The 17,952-nt window shown below is 63.1% G+C and carries 18 protein-coding genes and 1 tRNA gene; all 19 read left to right on the forward strand.

Annotated features, from left to right (window positions below):
• Positions 1 to 56 precede the first annotated feature (56 nt).
• The 19 genes from ACTJKF_RS12725 to ACTJKF_RS12815 all read left to right on the forward strand — a co-directional run bounded on the left by ACTJKF_RS12725 (position 57) and on the right by ACTJKF_RS12815 (position 17,941).
• Positions 57 to 141: transfer RNA gene (locus tag ACTJKF_RS12725), tRNA-Leu, on the forward strand.
• A 153-nt stretch (positions 142 to 294) separates the two neighbouring features.
• On the forward strand, positions 295 to 654 hold the full coding sequence (locus tag ACTJKF_RS12730) for an NADH-quinone oxidoreductase subunit A (protein WP_006398798.1): 360 nt from the start codon (positions 295 to 297) through the stop codon (positions 652 to 654).
• 62 nt (positions 655 to 716) lie between these two features.
• Positions 717 to 1,196 carry a NuoB/complex I 20 kDa subunit family protein gene (locus ACTJKF_RS12735; protein ID WP_006398799.1) on the forward strand — a complete coding sequence of 160 codons (480 nt, stop codon included), beginning with the start codon at positions 717 to 719 and terminating at the stop codon, positions 1,194 to 1,196.
• 21 nt (positions 1,197 to 1,217) lie between these two features.
• On the forward strand, positions 1,218 to 1,820 hold the full coding sequence (locus tag ACTJKF_RS12740) for an NADH-quinone oxidoreductase subunit C (protein ID WP_043188849.1): 603 nt from the start codon (positions 1,218 to 1,220) through the stop codon (positions 1,818 to 1,820).
• A 9-nt stretch (positions 1,821 to 1,829) separates the two neighbouring features.
• Positions 1,830 to 3,083 (forward strand): NADH-quinone oxidoreductase subunit D, encoded by a 1,254-nt coding sequence (locus ACTJKF_RS12745; protein ID WP_034184888.1) that lies wholly within the window; start codon positions 1,830 to 1,832, stop codon positions 3,081 to 3,083.
• 180 nt (positions 3,084 to 3,263) lie between these two features.
• Positions 3,264 to 3,749, forward strand: a complete 486-nt coding sequence (gene nuoE, locus ACTJKF_RS12750) for an NADH-quinone oxidoreductase subunit NuoE (protein ID WP_006478266.1) — start codon at positions 3,264 to 3,266, stop codon at positions 3,747 to 3,749.
• A complete protein-coding gene (nuoF, locus tag ACTJKF_RS12755) occupies positions 3,746 to 5,056 on the forward strand; it encodes an NADH-quinone oxidoreductase subunit NuoF (RefSeq protein WP_440623886.1) in 1,311 nt (436 codons plus the stop codon). The genes nuoE and nuoF overlap by 4 nt, the downstream gene beginning before the upstream one ends.
• An 85-nt stretch (positions 5,057 to 5,141) precedes the next feature.
• The gene (nuoG, locus tag ACTJKF_RS12760; protein WP_440623887.1) at positions 5,142 to 7,472 is read left to right on the forward strand and encodes an NADH-quinone oxidoreductase subunit NuoG; all 2,331 of its coding nucleotides are present in this window, start codon (positions 5,142 to 5,144) and stop codon (positions 7,470 to 7,472) included.
• Complete coding sequence (gene nuoH, locus ACTJKF_RS12765) at positions 7,473 to 8,540, forward strand: NADH-quinone oxidoreductase subunit NuoH (RefSeq protein ID WP_014896507.1); 1,068 nt, start codon at positions 7,473 to 7,475, stop codon at positions 8,538 to 8,540. It begins immediately after the preceding gene.
• Positions 8,541 to 8,555: 15 nt separating this feature from the next.
• On the forward strand, positions 8,556 to 9,044 hold the full coding sequence (gene nuoI / locus ACTJKF_RS12770) for an NADH-quinone oxidoreductase subunit NuoI (protein ID WP_440623888.1): 489 nt from the start codon (positions 8,556 to 8,558) through the stop codon (positions 9,042 to 9,044).
• Between the two features lie 113 nt (positions 9,045 to 9,157).
• Positions 9,158 to 9,808 carry an NADH-quinone oxidoreductase subunit J gene (locus ACTJKF_RS12775; protein ID WP_014896509.1) on the forward strand — a complete coding sequence of 217 codons (651 nt, stop codon included), beginning with the start codon at positions 9,158 to 9,160 and terminating at the stop codon, positions 9,806 to 9,808.
• 18 nt (positions 9,809 to 9,826) lie between these two features.
• Positions 9,827 to 10,132, forward strand: coding sequence for an NADH-quinone oxidoreductase subunit NuoK (gene nuoK, locus ACTJKF_RS12780; RefSeq protein ID WP_004185739.1), 306 nt, complete (start codon positions 9,827 to 9,829; stop codon positions 10,130 to 10,132).
• A 17-nt stretch (positions 10,133 to 10,149) separates the two neighbouring features.
• Positions 10,150 to 12,210, forward strand: coding sequence for an NADH-quinone oxidoreductase subunit L (gene nuoL, locus ACTJKF_RS12785; RefSeq protein ID WP_440623889.1), 2,061 nt, complete (start codon positions 10,150 to 10,152; stop codon positions 12,208 to 12,210).
• A gap of 18 nt (positions 12,211 to 12,228) precedes the next feature.
• A complete protein-coding gene (locus ACTJKF_RS12790) occupies positions 12,229 to 13,719 on the forward strand; it encodes an NADH-quinone oxidoreductase subunit M (protein WP_440623890.1) in 1,491 nt (496 codons plus the stop codon).
• A 36-nt stretch (positions 13,720 to 13,755) separates the two neighbouring features.
• Positions 13,756 to 15,210, forward strand: a complete 1,455-nt coding sequence (gene nuoN / locus ACTJKF_RS12795) for an NADH-quinone oxidoreductase subunit NuoN (RefSeq protein ID WP_440623913.1) — start codon at positions 13,756 to 13,758, stop codon at positions 15,208 to 15,210.
• Positions 15,210 to 15,506, forward strand: coding sequence for a DUF2818 family protein (locus tag ACTJKF_RS12800; protein WP_440623891.1), 297 nt, complete (start codon positions 15,210 to 15,212; stop codon positions 15,504 to 15,506). Before nuoN ends, ACTJKF_RS12800 begins: the two co-directional genes overlap by 1 nt.
• A gap of 36 nt (positions 15,507 to 15,542) precedes the next feature.
• On the forward strand, positions 15,543 to 16,133 hold the full coding sequence (locus tag ACTJKF_RS12805) for an NUDIX domain-containing protein (protein ID WP_440623892.1): 591 nt from the start codon (positions 15,543 to 15,545) through the stop codon (positions 16,131 to 16,133).
• A 136-nt stretch (positions 16,134 to 16,269) separates the two neighbouring features.
• Complete coding sequence (locus ACTJKF_RS12810; protein ID WP_440623893.1) at positions 16,270 to 16,692, forward strand: DUF1178 family protein; 423 nt, start codon at positions 16,270 to 16,272, stop codon at positions 16,690 to 16,692.
• 52 nt (positions 16,693 to 16,744) lie between these two features.
• Complete coding sequence (locus tag ACTJKF_RS12815; protein ID WP_440623894.1) at positions 16,745 to 17,941, forward strand: acyl-CoA dehydrogenase family protein; 1,197 nt, start codon at positions 16,745 to 16,747, stop codon at positions 17,939 to 17,941.
• The last annotated feature ends 11 nt before the right edge of the window (positions 17,942 to 17,952 follow it).

The raw sequence follows: 17,952 nt of genomic DNA on the forward strand, positions 1-17,952 counted from the left end.
TTAATTCTTGAAGCGATTCGCGGGAAACAAGCAACACGACCCGAGTTGCATGCAGTGCCGACGTGGTGAAATTGGTAGACACGCTATCTTGAGGGGGTAGTGGCGAAAGCTGTGCGAGTTCGAGTCTCGCCGTCGGCACCAAAGTTACTCAATGCCAGCCGCTTCTAGTGGCTGGCATTTTTCATTTCTGGGGTGTGCTTGCAATTGTCTTGCGATCGAATGCACTCCGAAATGATTCCTTCCGCCGGAAGTGGTATTCTCCGGACGCTCAGAACCAACCGATAGAGGATTGCCTTGAACCTCGCAGCCTATTACCCCGTCTTGTTGTTCCTCCTCGTGGGCACTGGTTTAGGTATAGCGCTGGTCAGTATCGGCAAGCTCCTTGGTCCCAACAAGCCGGACGTCGAGAAGAACGCACCGTACGAGTGCGGCTTCGAAGCCTTTGAAGACGCCCGGATGAAATTCGACGTCCGGTACTACCTCGTCGCCATCCTGTTCATCATCTTCGATCTCGAAACCGCATTCCTGTTTCCGTGGGGCGTCGCGCTCCGGGATATCGGCTGGCCGGGTTTCATCGCAATGATGATTTTTCTGCTCGAATTCCTGCTGGGCTTTGCCTATATCTGGAAGAAAGGCGGCCTCGACTGGGAGTGATGGGTTAATCGCCGGTTTGCATGGGCGGCCACGCTGGGCCGCTCGTCTGGAGTGGAAAGCAAATGAGTATCGAAGGGGTCTTGAAGGAAGGGTTTGTCACCACGACGGCTGACAAGCTGATCAACTGGACGCGTACCGGCTCGCTGTGGCCGATGACGTTCGGGCTCGCGTGTTGCGCCGTCGAGATGATGCATGCGGGCGCGGCCCGTTACGACCTGGACCGGTTCGGGGTCGTGTTCCGCCCGAGCCCGCGTCAGTCGGACGTGATGATCGTCGCCGGCACGCTGTGCAACAAGATGGCGCCAGCCCTGCGCCGCGTGTATGACCAGATGGCCGAGCCGCGCTGGGTGATCTCGATGGGGTCGTGCGCGAACGGCGGTGGCTACTACCACTACTCGTACTCGGTGGTCCGCGGCTGTGACCGGATCGTGCCGGTCGACGTCTACGTGCCGGGCTGCCCGCCCACGGCCGAGGCGCTGGTCTACGGCGTGATCCAGCTGCAGGCGAAGATCCGCCGCACCAACACCATCGCCCGTCAATAAAGCCCCGAGCGTCCCCTCAATATGGCAAGCAAAATCGAGACCCTCAAGGCAAACCTCGAAGCCGCGCTCGGCGCGCGCGTGGTGAGCCTCACCGAAGCGATCGGTGAACTGACGCTCGTCGTGAAGGCGAGCGATTACCTCGAAGTCGCAAAGATGCTGCGCGACGATCCGAAGCTCCGTTTCGAGCAACTGATCGACCTGTGCGGCGTCGACTACCAGACCTTCGGCGACGGCGCCTACGACGGCCCGCGTTTCGCGGCCGTGTCGCACCTGCTGTCGGTCACGAACAACTGGCGCCTGCGCCTGCGCGCATTCGCGCCGGACGACGATCTGCCGATCGTGGCATCGCTGGTCGACATCTGGACTTCCGCGAACTGGTACGAGCGCGAAGCGTTCGACCTGTACGGCATCGTGTTCGAAGGTCACCCCGACCTGCGCCGCATCCTCACCGACTACGGCTTCATCGGTCACCCGTTCCGCAAGGACTTCCCGGTGTCGGGCTATGTCGAAATGCGTTACGACCCGGAAGAGAAGCGAGTGGTCTACCAGCCGGTGACGATCGAGCCGCGCGAAATCACGCCGCGCGTGATCCGCGAGGATCGCTATGGCGGTCTGAAACATTAAGGGGGCGTCATGGCAGAAATCAAGAACTACACGCTCAACTTCGGCCCGCAGCACCCGGCAGCGCACGGCGTGCTGCGCCTCGTGCTCGAGCTCGACGGCGAAGTCATCCAGCGTGCCGATCCGCACATCGGCCTGCTGCACCGCGCGACGGAAAAGCTCGCGGAATCCAAGACCTTCATCCAGTCCGTGCCGTACATGGATCGTCTCGACTACGTGTCGATGATGGTCAACGAGCACGGCTATGTGCTCGCGATCGAAAAGCTGCTCGGCATCGACGTGCCGGAGCGCGCGCAATACATCCGCGTGCTGTTCGACGAGATCACGCGCGTGCTGAACCACCTGATGTGGATCGGCGCACACGCGCTCGACGTCGGCGCGATGGCCGTGTTCCTGTACGCATTCCGCGAGCGCGAAGACCTGATGGACGTGTACGAAGCGGTGTCCGGTGCCCGGATGCACGCGGCGTACTATCGTCCGGGCGGCGTCTACCGCGACCTGCCTGACGCAATGCCGCAATACAAGGCGTCGAAGATTCGCAACGAGAAGGCGCTCGCGAAGATGAACGAAGCGCGCAGCGGCTCGGTGCTCGACTTCATCGACGACTTCTTCACGCGCTTCCCAAAGTGCGTCGACGAATACGAAACGCTGCTGACCGACAACCGGATCTGGAAACAGCGCCTGGTCGGGATCGGCGTGGTCAGCCCCGAACGTGCGCTGCAGATGGGCCTGACGGGCCCGATGCTGCGCGGCTCGGGCATCGCATGGGACTTGCGCAAGAAGCAGCCGTACGAAGTGTACGATCGCATGGATTTCGACGTGCCGGTCGGCGTGAACGGCGATTGCTACGACCGCTATCTGGTGCGCGTCGAAGAAATGCGCCAGTCGATCCGCATCGCGAAACAGTGTATTGAGTGGCTCCGCAAGAATCCGGGCCCGGTGATGACCGACAATCACAAGGTTGCACCGCCGTCGCGCGTCGGCATGAAGACCAACATGGAAGACTTGATTCACCACTTCAAGCTCTTCACCGAAGGTTTTCACGTGCCGGAAGGCGAGGCGTACGCAGCAGTCGAGCATCCGAAGGGCGAATTCGGCATCTATCTGGTGTCGGATGGTGCCAACAAGCCGTATCGCCTCAAGATTCGCGCTCCGGGCTTCGCGCACCTCGCGTCGCTCGACGAAATGGCGCGCGGTCACATGATTGCCGACGCCGTCACGATCATCGGTACGCAGGACATCGTGTTCGGCGAAATCGATCGCTAATGGTTGCGCCGTCCGCGCGAGCGGGCGGCGAGCAGTCAGTCACACGCGAAGTCACATGCGGTATGCGCCGAACCGGCGCGGCTTCGCAAGCTGTCAACAGTGAGCGCCAGGTCTGCCGTCCTTGCACAGCAGTGCGGCAGGTTGTTCGTTCGGTAGGAATTGAAAGAGTCGTGTCTGAAAATGATCTCAGCTGAAGGCCTGAAGGAAATCGATCGAGCGTTGACGAAGTATCCCGCCGATCAGAAACAGTCCGCCGTGATGTCGGCGTTGGCCGTGGCTCAAGAAGAGCACGGCTGGCTGTCGCCCGAACTGATGCAGTTCGTCGCGGACTATCTCGGCATGCCGGCCGTCGCCGTGCAGGAAGTCGCGACGTTCTACACGATGTACGAGCTCAAACCGGTCGGCAAGCACAAGATCACGCTCTGCACGAACCTCCCGTGCCAGCTCGGTCCGCATGGCGGCGCCGAAGCGACGGCCGACTACCTGAAACAGAAGCTGGGCATCGGCTTCGGCGAGACCACGCCCGACGGCAAGTTCACGCTGAAGGAAGGCGAATGCATGGGCTCGTGCGGCGATGCGCCGGTGCTGCTGGTGAACAATCACAGAATGTGCAGCTTCATGAGCCGCGAGAAGATCGACCAGCTGCTTGAGGAGCTTTCGAAATGACGTCCCTCCACGACCGTCACATCAAACCGCTGATCCTTGCTGGTCTGAACGGCGAGAACTGGCATCTCGAAGACTACGTTGCGCGCGGCGGCTACAAGCAGCTGCGCCGCATTCTCGAAGAAAAGATTACCCCCGAGCAGGTGATTGCCGACGTGAAGGCGTCGGGCCTGCGTGGCCGTGGCGGTGCGGGCTTCCCGACCGGCCTGAAGTGGAGCTTCATGCCGCGTCAGTTCCCGGGGCAGAAGTACCTCGTCTGCAACTCGGACGAAGGCGAGCCGGGCACGTTCAAGGATCGCGACATCCTGCGCTGGAATCCGCACGCGCTGATCGAAGGCATGGCCATCGGCGCATACGCGATGGGCATCACCGTCGGCTACAACTACATCCACGGCGAAATCTTCGAAGTGTATCGACGCTTCGAGGCCGCGCTCGATGAAGCGCGTGCCGCGGGTTTCCTCGGCGACAACATCATGGGCTCGGAATTCTCGTTCCAGCTGCACGCGCACCACGGTTACGGCGCGTACATCTGCGGCGAGGAAACGGCACTGCTCGAGTCGCTCGAGGGCAAGAAGGGCCAGCCGCGCTTCAAGCCGCCGTTCCCGGCGAGCTTCGGCGTGTACGGCAAGCCGACCACGATCAACAACACCGAGACGTTCGCCGCGGTGCCGTTCCTGTTGTCGATCGGGCCGCAGAATTACCTCGAGATCGGCAAGCCGAACAACGGCGGCACGAAGATTTTCTCGGTGTCGGGCGACGTCGAACGTCCGGGCAACTATGAAGTGCCGCTCGGCACGCCGTTCGCGACGCTGATGGAGCTGGCAGGCGGGATGCGCGGCGGTCGCAAGATCAAGGCCGTGATTCCGGGCGGTTCGTCGGCGCCGGTGATCCCGGGCGACATCATGATGCAGACCGATCTCGATTACGACGCGATCGCGAAGGCGGGCTCGATGCTCGGTTCCGGCGCGGTGATCGTGATGGACGAGACGCGCTGCATGGTGCGTTCGCTGCTGCGCCTGTCGTACTTCTACTACGAGGAATCGTGCGGCCAGTGCACGCCGTGCCGCGAGGGCACCGGCTGGCTGTATCGCGTCGTGAATCGTATCGAGCACGGCGAAGGGCGCCAGGAAGATCTGGACCTGCTGAACTCGGTTGCCGAGAACATCATGGGCCGCACGATCTGCGCGCTCGGCGATGCGGCGGCGATGCCGGTTCGCGGGATGCTCAAGCATTACTGGGACGAATTCGCGTACCACGTCGAGCACAAGCACTGCATGGTCGGCGGCCATGCGCACGCGGCGGCAGCCTGAAGCGAATCACCCGGTTGCGGAATTTGAGCGCACGGTCGGGCGAAGGCGCGAACGGGCGGAAATAGGTTAAGGACCATTCACCATCATGGTTGAACTTGAAATAGACGGCAAGAAGGTCGAGGTGCCCGAAGGCAGCATGGTGATCCAGGCTGCGCACAAGGCGGATACGTACATTCCTCACTTCTGCTATCACAAGAAACTGTCGGTCGCGGCCAACTGCCGGATGTGTCTCGTCGAAGTCGAGAAGATGCCGAAGGCCGTGCCTGCCTGCGCGACGCCCGTGTCGGCCGGCATGATCGTGCACACGCAGTCCGACAAGGCCGTGAAGGCCCAGCAGTCGGTGATGGAATTCCTCCTCATCAACCACCCGCTCGACTGCCCGATCTGCGATCAGGGCGGCGAATGCCAGCTGCAGGATCTGGCGGTCGGCTACGGCAAGTCGTCGTCGCGCTACTCGGAAGAGAAGCGCGTGGTGTTCCACAAGAACGTGGGCCCGCTGATCTCGATGGAAGAAATGTCGCGCTGCATCCACTGCACGCGCTGCGTCCGCTTCGGCCAGGAAGTCGCCGGCGTGATGGAGCTCGGCATGCTGGGTCGTGGCGAGCACTCGGAAATCACGACGTTCGTCGGCAAGACGGTCGACTCCGAACTGTCGGGCAACATGATCGACCTGTGCCCGGTCGGCGCGCTGACCAGCAAGCCGTTCCGCTACAGCGCACGTACCTGGGAACTGTCGCGCCGCAAGTCGGTGAGCCCGCACGATTCCGTCGGCGCGAACCTCGTCGTGCAGGTGAAGAACAACCGCGTGATGCGCGTGCTGCCGTTCGAGAACGAAGCGATCAACGAATGCTGGATCTCGGACAAGGATCGTTTCTCGTACGAAGGCCTGAACAGCGAAGAGCGCCTGACGAAGCCGATGCTGAAGCAGGGCGGCCAGTGGATCGAAACCGACTGGCAGACCGCACTCGAATATGTCGCGAAGGGCCTGAAGGGCATCGCCGCGGATCACGGCGCGAACGCGCTGGCGATGCTCGCGAGCGCGCACAGCACCGCTGAAGAGCTGTTCCTCGTGAAGCAGCTTGCCAACGAACTGAAGACGCCGAACGTCGACTTCCGTCTGCGCCAGCAGGATTTCTCGGCGCCGGTCCAGGGTGCACCGTGGCTCGGCATGCCGATCGCCGACCTGTCGAACGTGAATGCCGCGTTCGTCGTCGGTTCGTTCCTGCGCCGCGACCACCCGCTGTTCGCCGCGCGCCTGCGTCAGGCCGCGAAGAACGGCGCGAAGCTGCACTTCCTGCACGCGACCGCCGACGATTCGCTGATCCCGACCGCGCAGCGCATCGTCGCCGCGCCGTCGGCATGGCTCGACGAACTGGCCGGTGTGGCCGCAGCCGTCGCGCAAATGCGCGGCGTCGCGCTGCCGGACACGCTCGCGGGCGTCACGGCTTCGCCGGCTGCCCAGGCAGTCGCCCAGTCGCTCGCGAACGGCGAACGTCGCGCAGTGCTGCTCGGCAACGTGGCCGTCCGTCACCCGCAATTCGCGAAGCTGCACGCCATCGCACAGTGGATCGCCGAGAACACCGGCGCCACGTTCGGCTTCCTGACGGAAGCGGCGAACACGGTCGGCGCGCACGTCGTCAACGCACTGCCGGGCGAAGGCGGCCTGAACGCACGCGAAGCGTTCGCGCAGCCGCGCAAGGGCTACGTGCTGCTGAACGTCGAACCGGAATTCGACACGGCCGATCCGGCGCAGGCGCTTGCCGCGCTGAACCAGGCTGAAATGGTCGTCGTGATGTCGCCGTTCAAGCACGGCCTCGATTACGCCGACGTGCTGCTGCCGATCGCTCCGTTCACGGAAACGGCCGGTACGTACGTGAACGCGGAAGGCTCGGTGCAGAGCTTCAACGGCGTCGTGCGCCCGCTGGGCGACACGCGTCCGGCATGGAAGGTGCTGCGCGTGCTCGGCAGCCTGCTCGGCCTGCCGAACTTCGAATACGAGACGGCCGAGGATGTGCGTGTCGCGGCGCTCGGCGACGCAGGCGTCGCGAGCCGCCTGTCGAACCAGGCGTCGGTCGCACCGGCGCGCGTCGCGGCGGCTGCCGCGAACGGCAGCTTCGAGCGCCTCGCCGACGTGCCGATCTATCATGCCGACGCACTCGTGCGCCGCGCAGGTGCGCTGCACCTGACGGCCGCCGCGAAGGTGGCGAATGCCGCAGCCCTGCCGGCCGCGCTGTTCGACAAGCTGGGCTTGAAGGAAGGCGACGCGGTGCGCGTGCGCCAGGGCGAGCGTGCGGTGCAGTTGCCGGCCGTGCGCGACGCGAATCTTGCGGAGACGGTCGTTCGCGTGTCGGCGGCAACGCCTGCCGGCGCAGCGCTCGGCAGCCTGTCCGGTGAACTGGTGGTGGAGAAGGCGTAAATGAGCTTGTTCGATACGATCAACGCGGGCGGCGCCCAGCTTCTCGGCGTCGCGTGGCCGACGGTGTGGGCCATCGTGCGCATCCTCGTCGTCTCCGTCGTCATCCTGCTGTGCGTTGCATACCTGATTCTGTGGGAACGCAAGCTGATTGGCTGGATGCACGTACGTCTCGGCCCGAACCGCGTCGGCCCCGGCGGCTTGCTGCAGCCGATCGCCGACGTGCTGAAGCTGCTGCTGAAGGAAGTGATTCAGCCGAGCGCCGCCAGCCGCTGGCTGTACCTGATCGCGCCGGTCATGACCGTCGTGCCGGCGTTCGCCGTGTGGGCCGTGATCCCGTTCCAGGCCAAGGCCGTGCTCGCGAACATCAACGCGGGCCTGCTGTACGCGATGGCGATCTCGTCGATCGGCGTGTATGCGGTGATCCTCGCAGGCTGGGCGTCGAACTCGAAGTACGCATTCCTCGGTGCGATGCGTGCCGCGGCGCAGATGGTCTCGTACGAAATCTCGATGGGCTTCGCGCTCGTGCTCGTGCTGATGACGGCCGGCAGCCTGAACATGTCGGAAATCGTCAATTCGCAGCAGCATGGCTTTTTCGCCGGCCACGGGGTGAACTTCCTGTCGTGGAACTGGCTGCCGCTGCTGCCGGCGTTCGTCGTCTACTTCATCTCGGGCATCGCCGAAACGAACCGCCACCCGTTCGACGTGGTGGAAGGGGAGTCGGAGATCGTCGCGGGTCACATGATCGATTACTCGGGTATGGCGTTCGCGCTGTTCTTTCTCGCCGAGTACATCAACATGATCGTGATCTCGGCGCTGGCTGCGACGCTGTTCCTCGGTGGCTGGGATGCACCGTTCGAATTCCTGTCGTTCATTCCGGGCATCTTCTGGCTGGTGCTGAAGGTATTCGCGCTGCTGTCGGTGTTCATCTGGGTGCGCGCGACGTTCCCGCGCTACCGTTACGACCAGATCATGCGTCTGGGCTGGAAGGTGTTCCTGCCCGTCACGGTGATCTGGGTGGTCGTGGTCGGCTTCTGGATGATGTCGCCGCTCAACATCTGGGTGAAGTAAAGATCGGACGAAATCATGACGGCAATCCAACACTTCTTTAAGACCTTCTTCCTGACGGAGCTGCTGAAGGGGCTCGCGCTGACCGGTCGTTACACGTTCCGGCGCAAGTTCACCGTGCAGTTCCCGGAAGAGAAGACCCCGATCTCGCCGCGTTTTCGCGGGCTGCACGCGCTGCGCCGCTATGAAAACGGCGAAGAGCGCTGCATCGCGTGCAAGCTCTGCGAGGCCGTGTGCCCCGCAATGGCGATCACGATCGAATCGGAAACGCGCGCGGACAACACGCGCCGCACGACGCGCTACGACATCGACCTGACGAAGTGCATCTTCTGCGGTTTCTGCGAAGAAAGCTGCCCGGTCGATTCGATCGTCGAGACGCAGATTCTCGAGTACCACGGCGAAAAGCGCGGCGACCTGTATTTCACGAAGGATATGCTGCTCGCGGTGGGCGATCGCTACGAGAAGGACATCGCTGCGGCGAAGGCTGCCGACGCGCCGTATCGTTGATTGTGTTTGCAGTGCCGGCCCGGCATGAACGGGCCAGCCGCCGCGACGGGTGCGGCACGCGAGAGCGTCCCGCAAGCCGCGCCTGACTATGGCCTAACGATGAACCGGTAATCATGGAATTCACGACCGTACTGTTCTACATCTTCGCGCTGCTCCTGGTGGTATCAGGGCTGAAGGTGATCACTTCGCGCAACCCGGTGGCGTCTGCGCTTTTCCTTGTGCTGGCGTTCTTCAACGCCGCCGCGATCTGGATGCTGCTGGAAGCGGAGTTCCTCGCGATCCTGCTGGTGCTGGTGTACGTGGGCGCCGTGATGGTGCTGTTCCTGTTCGTCGTGATGATGCTGGACATCAACATCGATTACCTGCGTCGCGACTTCAAGCGCTTCGTGCCGATGGCAACGGTCGTCGGCGCGATCATCGTGGTCGAGACCGCGCTGATCCTGTGGCGCGGCTACGGCGACACGCACACGGTGCACGCAATGGCGACGGGCGCGATGGCCGACTGGTCGAACACGCGACTGATCGGCAAGGTGATCTACACCGACTACATCTTCGCGTTTGAAATCGCCGGCCTGGTGCTGCTGGTCGCGATCATCGCCGCAATCGGGCTGACCGAGCGCAAGGGCAAGGACAGCAAGCGCCAGCGCGTGTCGGATCAGGTCAAGGTGCGCCGCGACGACCGCGTGCGCCTTGTGAAGATGGAAGCGGAAAAGCCGCAGCCGGAAACGGCGCAGAGCGAAGCCGGTTCGAGCACCAACGGCTAAGCGGAGGAAAGGAAAACCATGCTGACTCTTGCTCATTACCTCGTGCTCGGCGCGATCCTCTTTGCGATCGCGATCGTCGGGATCTTCCTGAACCGCCGCAACATCATCATCATCCTGATGGCGATCGAACTGATGCTGCTGGCGGTGAACACCAACTTCGTCGCGTTTTCGCATTACCTCGGCGACGTGCACGGCCAGATCTTCGTGTTCTTCGTGCTGACCGTCGCCGCAGCGGAAGCCGCGATCGGTCTTGCGATTCTGGTGACCCTGTTCCGTAAGCTCGACACGATCAATGTCGAGGATCTCGATCAGCTCAAAGGTTAATTTCAGGCAACGCTGTTATGTCAACGACACTCAATGAAAACCTGCTGCTGGCGATTCCGCTCGCTCCGCTGGCCGGCTCGCTGATTGCGGGGCTGTTCGGGAACGCAGTCGGGCGCAAGGGCGCACACCGGATCACGATCCTCGGCGTAATGATCGCGTTCCTCCTGTCGGCGAAAGTCTTCTTCGACGTGATGGGCGGCGCAAGCTTCAACGCGACCGTCTATGAATGGATGAACGTCGGCTCGCTGAAACTCGAAGTCGGCTTCCTCGTCGATTCGCTGACCGCGATGATGATGGTCGTCGTGACCTTCGTCTCGCTGATGGTGCACGTGTACACGATCGGCTACATGGCGGAAGAAGACGGCTACCAGCGCTTCTTCTCGTACATCTCGCTGTTCACGTTCTCGATGCTGATGCTCGTGATGAGCAACAACTTCCTGCAGCTGTTCTTCGGCTGGGAAGCGGTGGGTCTGGTGTCGTACCTGCTGATCGGCTTCTACTTCACGCGTGAGAGCGCGATCTACGCGAACATGAAGGCGTTCCTCGTGAACCGCGTGGGCGACTTCGGCTTCCTGCTGGGTATCGGCCTGCTGCTCGCGTTCGCGGGTTCGATGAACTACGGCGAAGTGTTCGCGAAGCGCGCCGAACTGGCGAGCCTGCACTTCCCGGGCACCGACTGGGGCCTGCTGACCGTTGCCTGTATCTGCCTGTTCATCGGCGCGATGGGCAAGTCGGCGCAGTTCCCGCTGCACGTGTGGCTGCCTGACTCGATGGAAGGCCCGACCCCGATCTCGGCGCTGATTCACGCGGCGACGATGGTGACGGCCGGCATCTTCATGGTGTCGCGCATGTCGCCGCTGTTCGAGCTGTCGGATACCGCGCTGTCGTTCATCACGGTGATCGGCGCGATCACGGCACTGTTCATGGGCTTCCTCGGGATCGTCCAGAACGACATCAAGCGGGTCGTCGCGTACTCGACGCTGTCGCAGCTCGGCTACATGACCGTCGCGCTCGGCGTGTCCGCCTACCCGGTCGCCGTGTTCCACCTGATGACGCACGCGTTCTTCAAGGCACTGCTGTTCCTCGGCGCCGGTTCGGTGATCATGGGCATGCACCACGACCAGGACATGCGCAACATGGGCGGCCTGCGCAAGTACATGCCGATCACGTGGATCACGTCGCTCGTCGGTTCGCTGGCGCTGATCGGTACGCCGTTCTTCTCGGGCTTCTACTCGAAGGACTCGATCATCGACGCGGTGAAGCTGTCGCACCTGCCGGGTTCGGGCTTCGCGTACTTCGCGGTCGTCGCGAGCGTGTTCGTCACGGCGCTGTACTCGTTCCGCATGTACTTCCTGGTGTTCCACGGCGAAGAGCGCTTCCGCAAGCCGAAGCATCCGGAATCGCCGATGGGCATGGCAACTGCGCACGGTCATGACGATCACGGCCACGATCACGGCCACGGTCATGACGACCACGCGCACGAGCCGCACGAGACCCCGTGGGTCGTGTGGGTGCCGCTGGTCCTGCTGGCGATTCCGTCGATCATCATCGGTGCGATCGCGGTCGGCCCGATGCTGTTTGGCGACTTCTTCCAGCACGGCGTCGCGTTCGACAAGGTGATCTTCATCGGCGCGAACCATCCGGCCCTGTCGGAGATGGCCGAAGAGTTCCACGGTTGGGTCGGCATGGGCCTGCACTCGGTGTCGGGCCTGCCGGTGTGGCTGGCGCTCGCGGGTATCGTCGTCGCGTGGTTCCTGTACCTGAAGCGTCCGGATCTGCCGGCGTCGATCCGCCGCGCGTTCGGTCCGATCTACACGCTGCTGGACAACAAGTACTACATGGACAAGATCAACGAAGTGGTGTTCGCCCGTGGTTCGGTGGCGATCGGCCGCGGCCTGTGGAAGGAAGGCGACGTCGTCGTGATCGACGGCCTCGTCAACGGCAGCGCCCGGTTCATCGGCTGGTTTGCCGGCGTGATCCGCTTCCTCCAATCCGGTTACATCTATCACTACGCGTTCGCCATGATCATCGGCATGCTGGGGCTCCTGACCCTGTTTGTAACGCTCGGCGGCAAATAAGGCGGGGGGACAACACTAATGCACGCTTTTCCGATTCTCAGTACCGCGATCTGGCTGCCGATCGTTTTCGGCCTCCTCGTGCTCGCGGTGGGTAACGACAAAAATCCGGGGACGGCCCGCTGGATCGCGCTGATCGGTTCGCTGCTCGGCCTTGCGGTCACGATCCCGCTGATCACGGGCTTCGACTCGAGCACGGCTGCGCTGCAGTTCGTCGAGCAGTCGACGTGGATCGAACGCTTCGATATTTCGTACCACCTCGGCGTCGACGGCATCTCGATGTGGTTCGTCGTGCTGACCGCGCTGATCACGGTGATCGTCGTGATCGCCGCGTGGGAAGTGATTACCGAGAACGTCGCGCAGTACCTCGCGGCTTTCCTGATCCTGTCCGGGATCATGATCGGCGTGTTCTCGGCGGCCGACGGCCTGCTGTTCTACGTGTTCTTCGAAGCGACCCTGATCCCGATGTACATCATCATCGGCGTGTGGGGCGGCCCGAACCGCGTGTATGCGGCGTTCAAGTTCTTCCTGTACACGCTGGCCGGCTCGCTGCTGATGCTGGTCGCGCTGATCTACCTGTACACGCAGACGCATTCGTTCGACCTCGCGACGTGGCAGAACGCCAAGATCGCGATGACGCCGCAGATCCTGCTGTTCATAGCGTTCTTCCTCGCATTTGCGGTGAAGGTGCCGATGTGGCCGGTGCACACCTGGCTGCCGGACGCGCACGTGGAAGCGCCGACGGGCGGCTCGGTCGTGCTGGCAGCGATCATGCTGAAGCTCGGCGCGTACGGTTTCCTGCGCTTCTCGCTGCCGATCACGCCTGACGCAAGCCACTTCCTGGCACCGGTCGTGATCACGCTGTCGCTGATCGCGGTGATCTACATCGGCCTCGTCGCGATGGTGCAGTCCGACATGAAGAAGCTGGTCGCGTATTCATCGATCGCGCACATGGGCTTCGTCACGCTCGGCTTCTTCATCTTCAACCAGCTCGGCGTCGAAGGCGCGATCATCCAGATGATCTCGCACGGCTTCGTGTCGGGCGCGATGTTCCTGTGCATCGGCGTGCTGTACGACCGCTTGCACTCGCGCCAGATCGCCGATTACGGTGGCGTCGTGAACGTGATGCCGAAGTTCGCGGCATTCGCGATGCTGTTCTCGATGGCCAACTGCGGCCTGCCGGGTACCTCGGGTTTCGTCGGCGAGTTCATGGTGATTCTCGCCGCCGTCCAGTACAACTTCTGGATCGCATTCGGCGCGGCATTCACGCTGATCCTCGGCGCGGCCTACACGCTGTGGATGTACAAGCGCGTGTACTTCGGCGCGGTCGCGAACGATCACGTTGCCAAGCTGAAGGACATCGGCCGTCGCGAATTCGTGATGCTGGCCGTGCTCGCCGCGTTCACGATGCTGATGGGCCTGTATCCGAAGCCTTTCACCGACGTGATGCACGTTTCCGTGGAAAACCTCCTCTCCCACGTCGCGCAGTCGAAGCTGCCGCTGGCCCAGTAATCGCGAGCGGAGGAACTCAAGATCATGAACGCTCCTATGAATGTCCTGTTGCCTGACGCGCTGGTGATGGCCGCCGTCGTCGTCGCATGGCTGAACGACACCTTCACCGGTGCCGGCGGCCGCCGCCTGACCTATCTGATCGCGGTGGTTTCGTCGGTCGTCGCCGGCGTGTGGTTCGCCGTGCAGGCGCTGGACCCGCAGCAGTACTACTTCTTCTCGCGGATGATCGTCGTCGACTCGTTCGCGAGCATGATGAAGGCCGTCGTGTCGATCGGCTTCGCGGTCACGCTCGTCTATTCGCGCAAGTACCTCGAAGACCGCGACATGTTCCGCGGCGACGTGTTCCTGCTGGGCATGTTCTCGCTGCTCGGTCAGCTGGTGATGGTGTCGGGCAACAACTTCCTGACGCTGTATCTCGGCCTCGAACTGATGTCGCTGTCGCTGTACGCGATCATCGCGCTGCGCCGCGATGCCGCGCAGTCGAGCGAAGCCGCGATGAAGTACTACGTGCTGGGCGCGCTCGCGTCGGGCTTCGTGCTGTACGGCATCTCGATGCTCTATGGTGCGACCGGCTCGCTCGAGCTGGGCGAGGTGTACAAGGCGGTCGGCGGCAACACCGACGCAGCCGTGCTGATGTTCGGCGTGATCTTCATCGTCGCCGGTATCGCGTTCAAGCTCGGCGCCGTGCCGTTCCACATGTGGGTGCCGGACGTCTACCAGGGCGCACCGACCGCGATGACGCTGTTCGTCGGCGGCGGTCCGAAGGTTGCCGCGTTCGCGTGGGGCCTGCGCTTCCTGGTGATGGGCCTGCTGCCGCTCGCACAGAACTGGCAGACCGCGCTCGTGATCCTCGCTGCACTGTCGCTGATCGTCGGTAACATCACCGGTATCGTCCAGCGCAACATCAAGCGGATGCTCGCGTACTCGGCGATCTCGAACATGGGCTTCGTGCTGCTGGGCCTGCTCGCCGGCATCGTGAAGGGCGACGCGGCCGCACCGGCGAACGCGTACAGCTCGGCGATGTTCTACGCGATCGTCTACCTGATCACGACGCTCGGCTCGTTCGGCGTGGTGATGCTGCTCGCACGCCGCGATTTCGAAGCCGAAACGATCGACGACTTCAAGGGTCTCAACAAGCGCAGCCCGGTGTTCGCGTTCGTGATGATGGTCATGATGTTCTCGCTGGCCGGCATTCCGCCGACCGTCGGCTTCTACGCGAAGCTCGCGGTGCTCGAGGCGACCGTCAACGCGGGTCTCACGTGGCTGGCCGTGCTGGCCGTGATCACGTCGCTGTTCGGCGCGTTCTACTACCTGCGCATCGTCAAGCTGATGTACTTCGATGCACCTCAGGATTCGGCCCCGATCACCGGCGATTTCTGCAAGCGCACGATCCTCGTGCTGAACGGCCTTGCGGTCGTCGTGCTCGGCCTGATCCCGAGCCCGCTGCTGACGGCCTGCCTGCAGGCGATCCGTCACACGCTGCCGCTGTAATGTCGGCAGCCGGCTGGTTCATCGTGCTGTTGGCGTTCGTCTGCGCCAACCTGCCGTTCCTGAACCAACGCCTCTTCGCCGTCGTGCCGTTCGGCACGACGAAAAAGAACGCGTGGGTTCGGATCGGCGAGCTGATCGTGCTGTATTTCGTCGTCGGTGCGCTCGGCTTCTGGCTCGAGTCGCGCGCCGGCAACCGCTTCGAACAGGGCTGGCAGTTCTACGCGATCACGTTCAGTCTCTTTGTCGTGTTCGCGTTCCCCGGCTTCACCTTCCAGTATCTCGTCAAACGACGCTGACGGCTTCGGCCGTCGCGCTCATTCTTGGAGCCGCCGATGGCCGAACTACCCAATCACGACGCCGCACTGACCGAAACCTGCCTCGAGAGCGAGGCGATTTTCGAAGGCTCGTTCCTCAAGTTGAAGCGCGATACCGTCCGTCTGCCGGACGGCAAGCAGGCCACGCGCGAATACGTCCAGCACCCGGGCGCGGTGATGGTGATCCCGCTGTTCGACGACGGCCGCGTGCTGATGGAAAGCCAGTATCGCTATCCGATCGGCAAGGTCATGGCCGAATTCCCGGCCGGCAAACTCGATCCGAACGAAGGCGCGCTTGCCTGCGCGGTGCGCGAGCTGCGCGAGGAAACCGGCTACACGGCACGCGAATACGTGTTCCTGGCCCGGATTCACCCGATCATTTCCTATTCGACCGAGTTCATCGACCTGTATCTCGCGCGCGGGCTGACGGCCGGCGAGCGCAAGCTCGACGAAGGCGAATTCCTCGAAACCTTCACCGCGACGCTGCCGGACCTGCAGGAATGGGTGCGCACGGGCCAGATCACCGACGTGAAGACGATCATCGGCACGATGTGGCTCGACAAGGTGCTGTCCGGCGCCTGGCCGCTCGGCCCGGTCGAGAAGCCCTGACCGCGTGTCAGCGGCGGCTGGGGCGCCGCGTTACAATCCGGTGACGCGGCCGGCGTCCGGCCGCGCGATCCTGATTTAGCACGATCGTTCACAAAAGCGCATTTTGCGCTACACTCGTCACACGCCCTGATTCAGCATGAAGGTCCTCGATTTACAGTGCCCGCACGGTCATCGGTTCGAAGGCTGGTTCGCTTCTGCCGATGAGTTCGAAGCGCAGTTGTCCCGCAAGCTGGTCGAATGTCCGGTGTGCGGAACGACCGAGATCAACCGGATGCCGTCGGCGCCGCGCCTGAACCTGTCGGGCGCGACGCAGGCCCAGCCGGCCGATCCGCGTGCGCTGCAGGCGCAGGTGATGCGCGCACTGCGCGAGGTGCTGGAGAAGACCGAGAACGTGGGCGAGCGCTTCGCCGAGGAAGCGCGGCGCATCCATTACAACGAGGCGCCCGCGCGCAGCATTCGTGGCGTCACGACGCCGGAGGATGCGCAATCCTTGGCCGAAGAAGGCATCGACGTGATGCCGCTGCCGATTCCTGACGCGCTGAAAGAACCGCTGCAATGACGTACGCAGTGTGTCCTTGGCCGGGGACGGCCGCGGTCAGGAGACACTGCGCATGGATCTGGATTATTCCCCCGCCGACGACGCATTCCGCGTTGACGTCCGCGCCTGGCTCGAGGCCAATCTGCCTCATGCACTGCGCGCCAAGGTACTCGATCACAAACGACTCGACCGCGAGGATTTCGCGAGCTGGCACCGGATACTCGGCCAGCGTGGCTGGTCCGCACCCGCATGGCCGACCGAATACGGCGGCCCCGGCTGGAACGCGACGCAGCGGCACATCTGGGACGAAGAGTGCGCACGCATCGGCGCGCCGACCGTGCTGCCGTTCGGTGTGTCGATGGTCGCGCCGGTGCTGATGAAATACGGCAGCGAAGCGCAGAAGCGCCACTATCTGCCGCGCATCCTCGACGGCACCGACTGGTGGTGCCAGGGTTATTCGGAGCCGGGCTCCGGCTCGGACCTCGCATCGCTGCGCACGCGCGCCGAACGCCATGGCGACCACTACGTCGTCAACGGCCAGAAAACCTGGACCACGCTGGGCCAGTACGCGGACATGATGTTCTGCCTCGTGCGTACCGATCCCGCGGCGAAGAAGCAGGAGGGCATCTCGTTCCTGCTGATCGACATGCGGACGCCCGGCATCACCGTGCGGCCAATCATCACGCTCGACGAGGATCACGAAGTCAACGAGGTGTTCTTCGAGGACGTGAAGGTGCCCGTCGAGAATCTCGTCGGCGACGAGAACCGCGGCTGGACTTACGCGAAATACCTGTTGGGTCACGAGCGCACCGGCATCGCGCGCGTCGGCGGATCGAAGCGCGAGCTCGCGTTCCTGAAGCGCGTGGCGTCGAACCAGCGCAAGAACGGCAAGCCGCTGCTCGCCGATCCCGTGTTTGCCGCGAAGGTCGCGGCGCTCGAAGTCGAGCTGATGGCGCTTGAAGTGACGGTGCTGCGGGTCGTGAGCCGCGAGACCAGCGGCAAGGGGCCGGGCCCCGAGGCGTCGATGCTGAAGATCAAGGGCACCGAGGTGCAGCAGGCGCTCACCGAGCTGATGTTCGAGGCGATCGGGCCGCTCGCCGCGCCATTCGACGTGCCGTTCCTCGAGGGCGAGCGCGAACACAGCAGCGCCGGCGACGACGATGCGGCCCCGCTCGCCGCGTATTACTTCAATTACCGGAAGACGTCGATCTACGGCGGCTCGAACGAGATTCAGAAGAACATCATCGCGCAGATGATCCTGGGGCTGTGATCAGGGAACGG

Origin of the sequence: Burkholderia sp. 22313, assembly GCF_052045245.1 — a bacterium.
Lineage (GTDB): Bacteria > Pseudomonadota > Gammaproteobacteria > Burkholderiales > Burkholderiaceae > Burkholderia.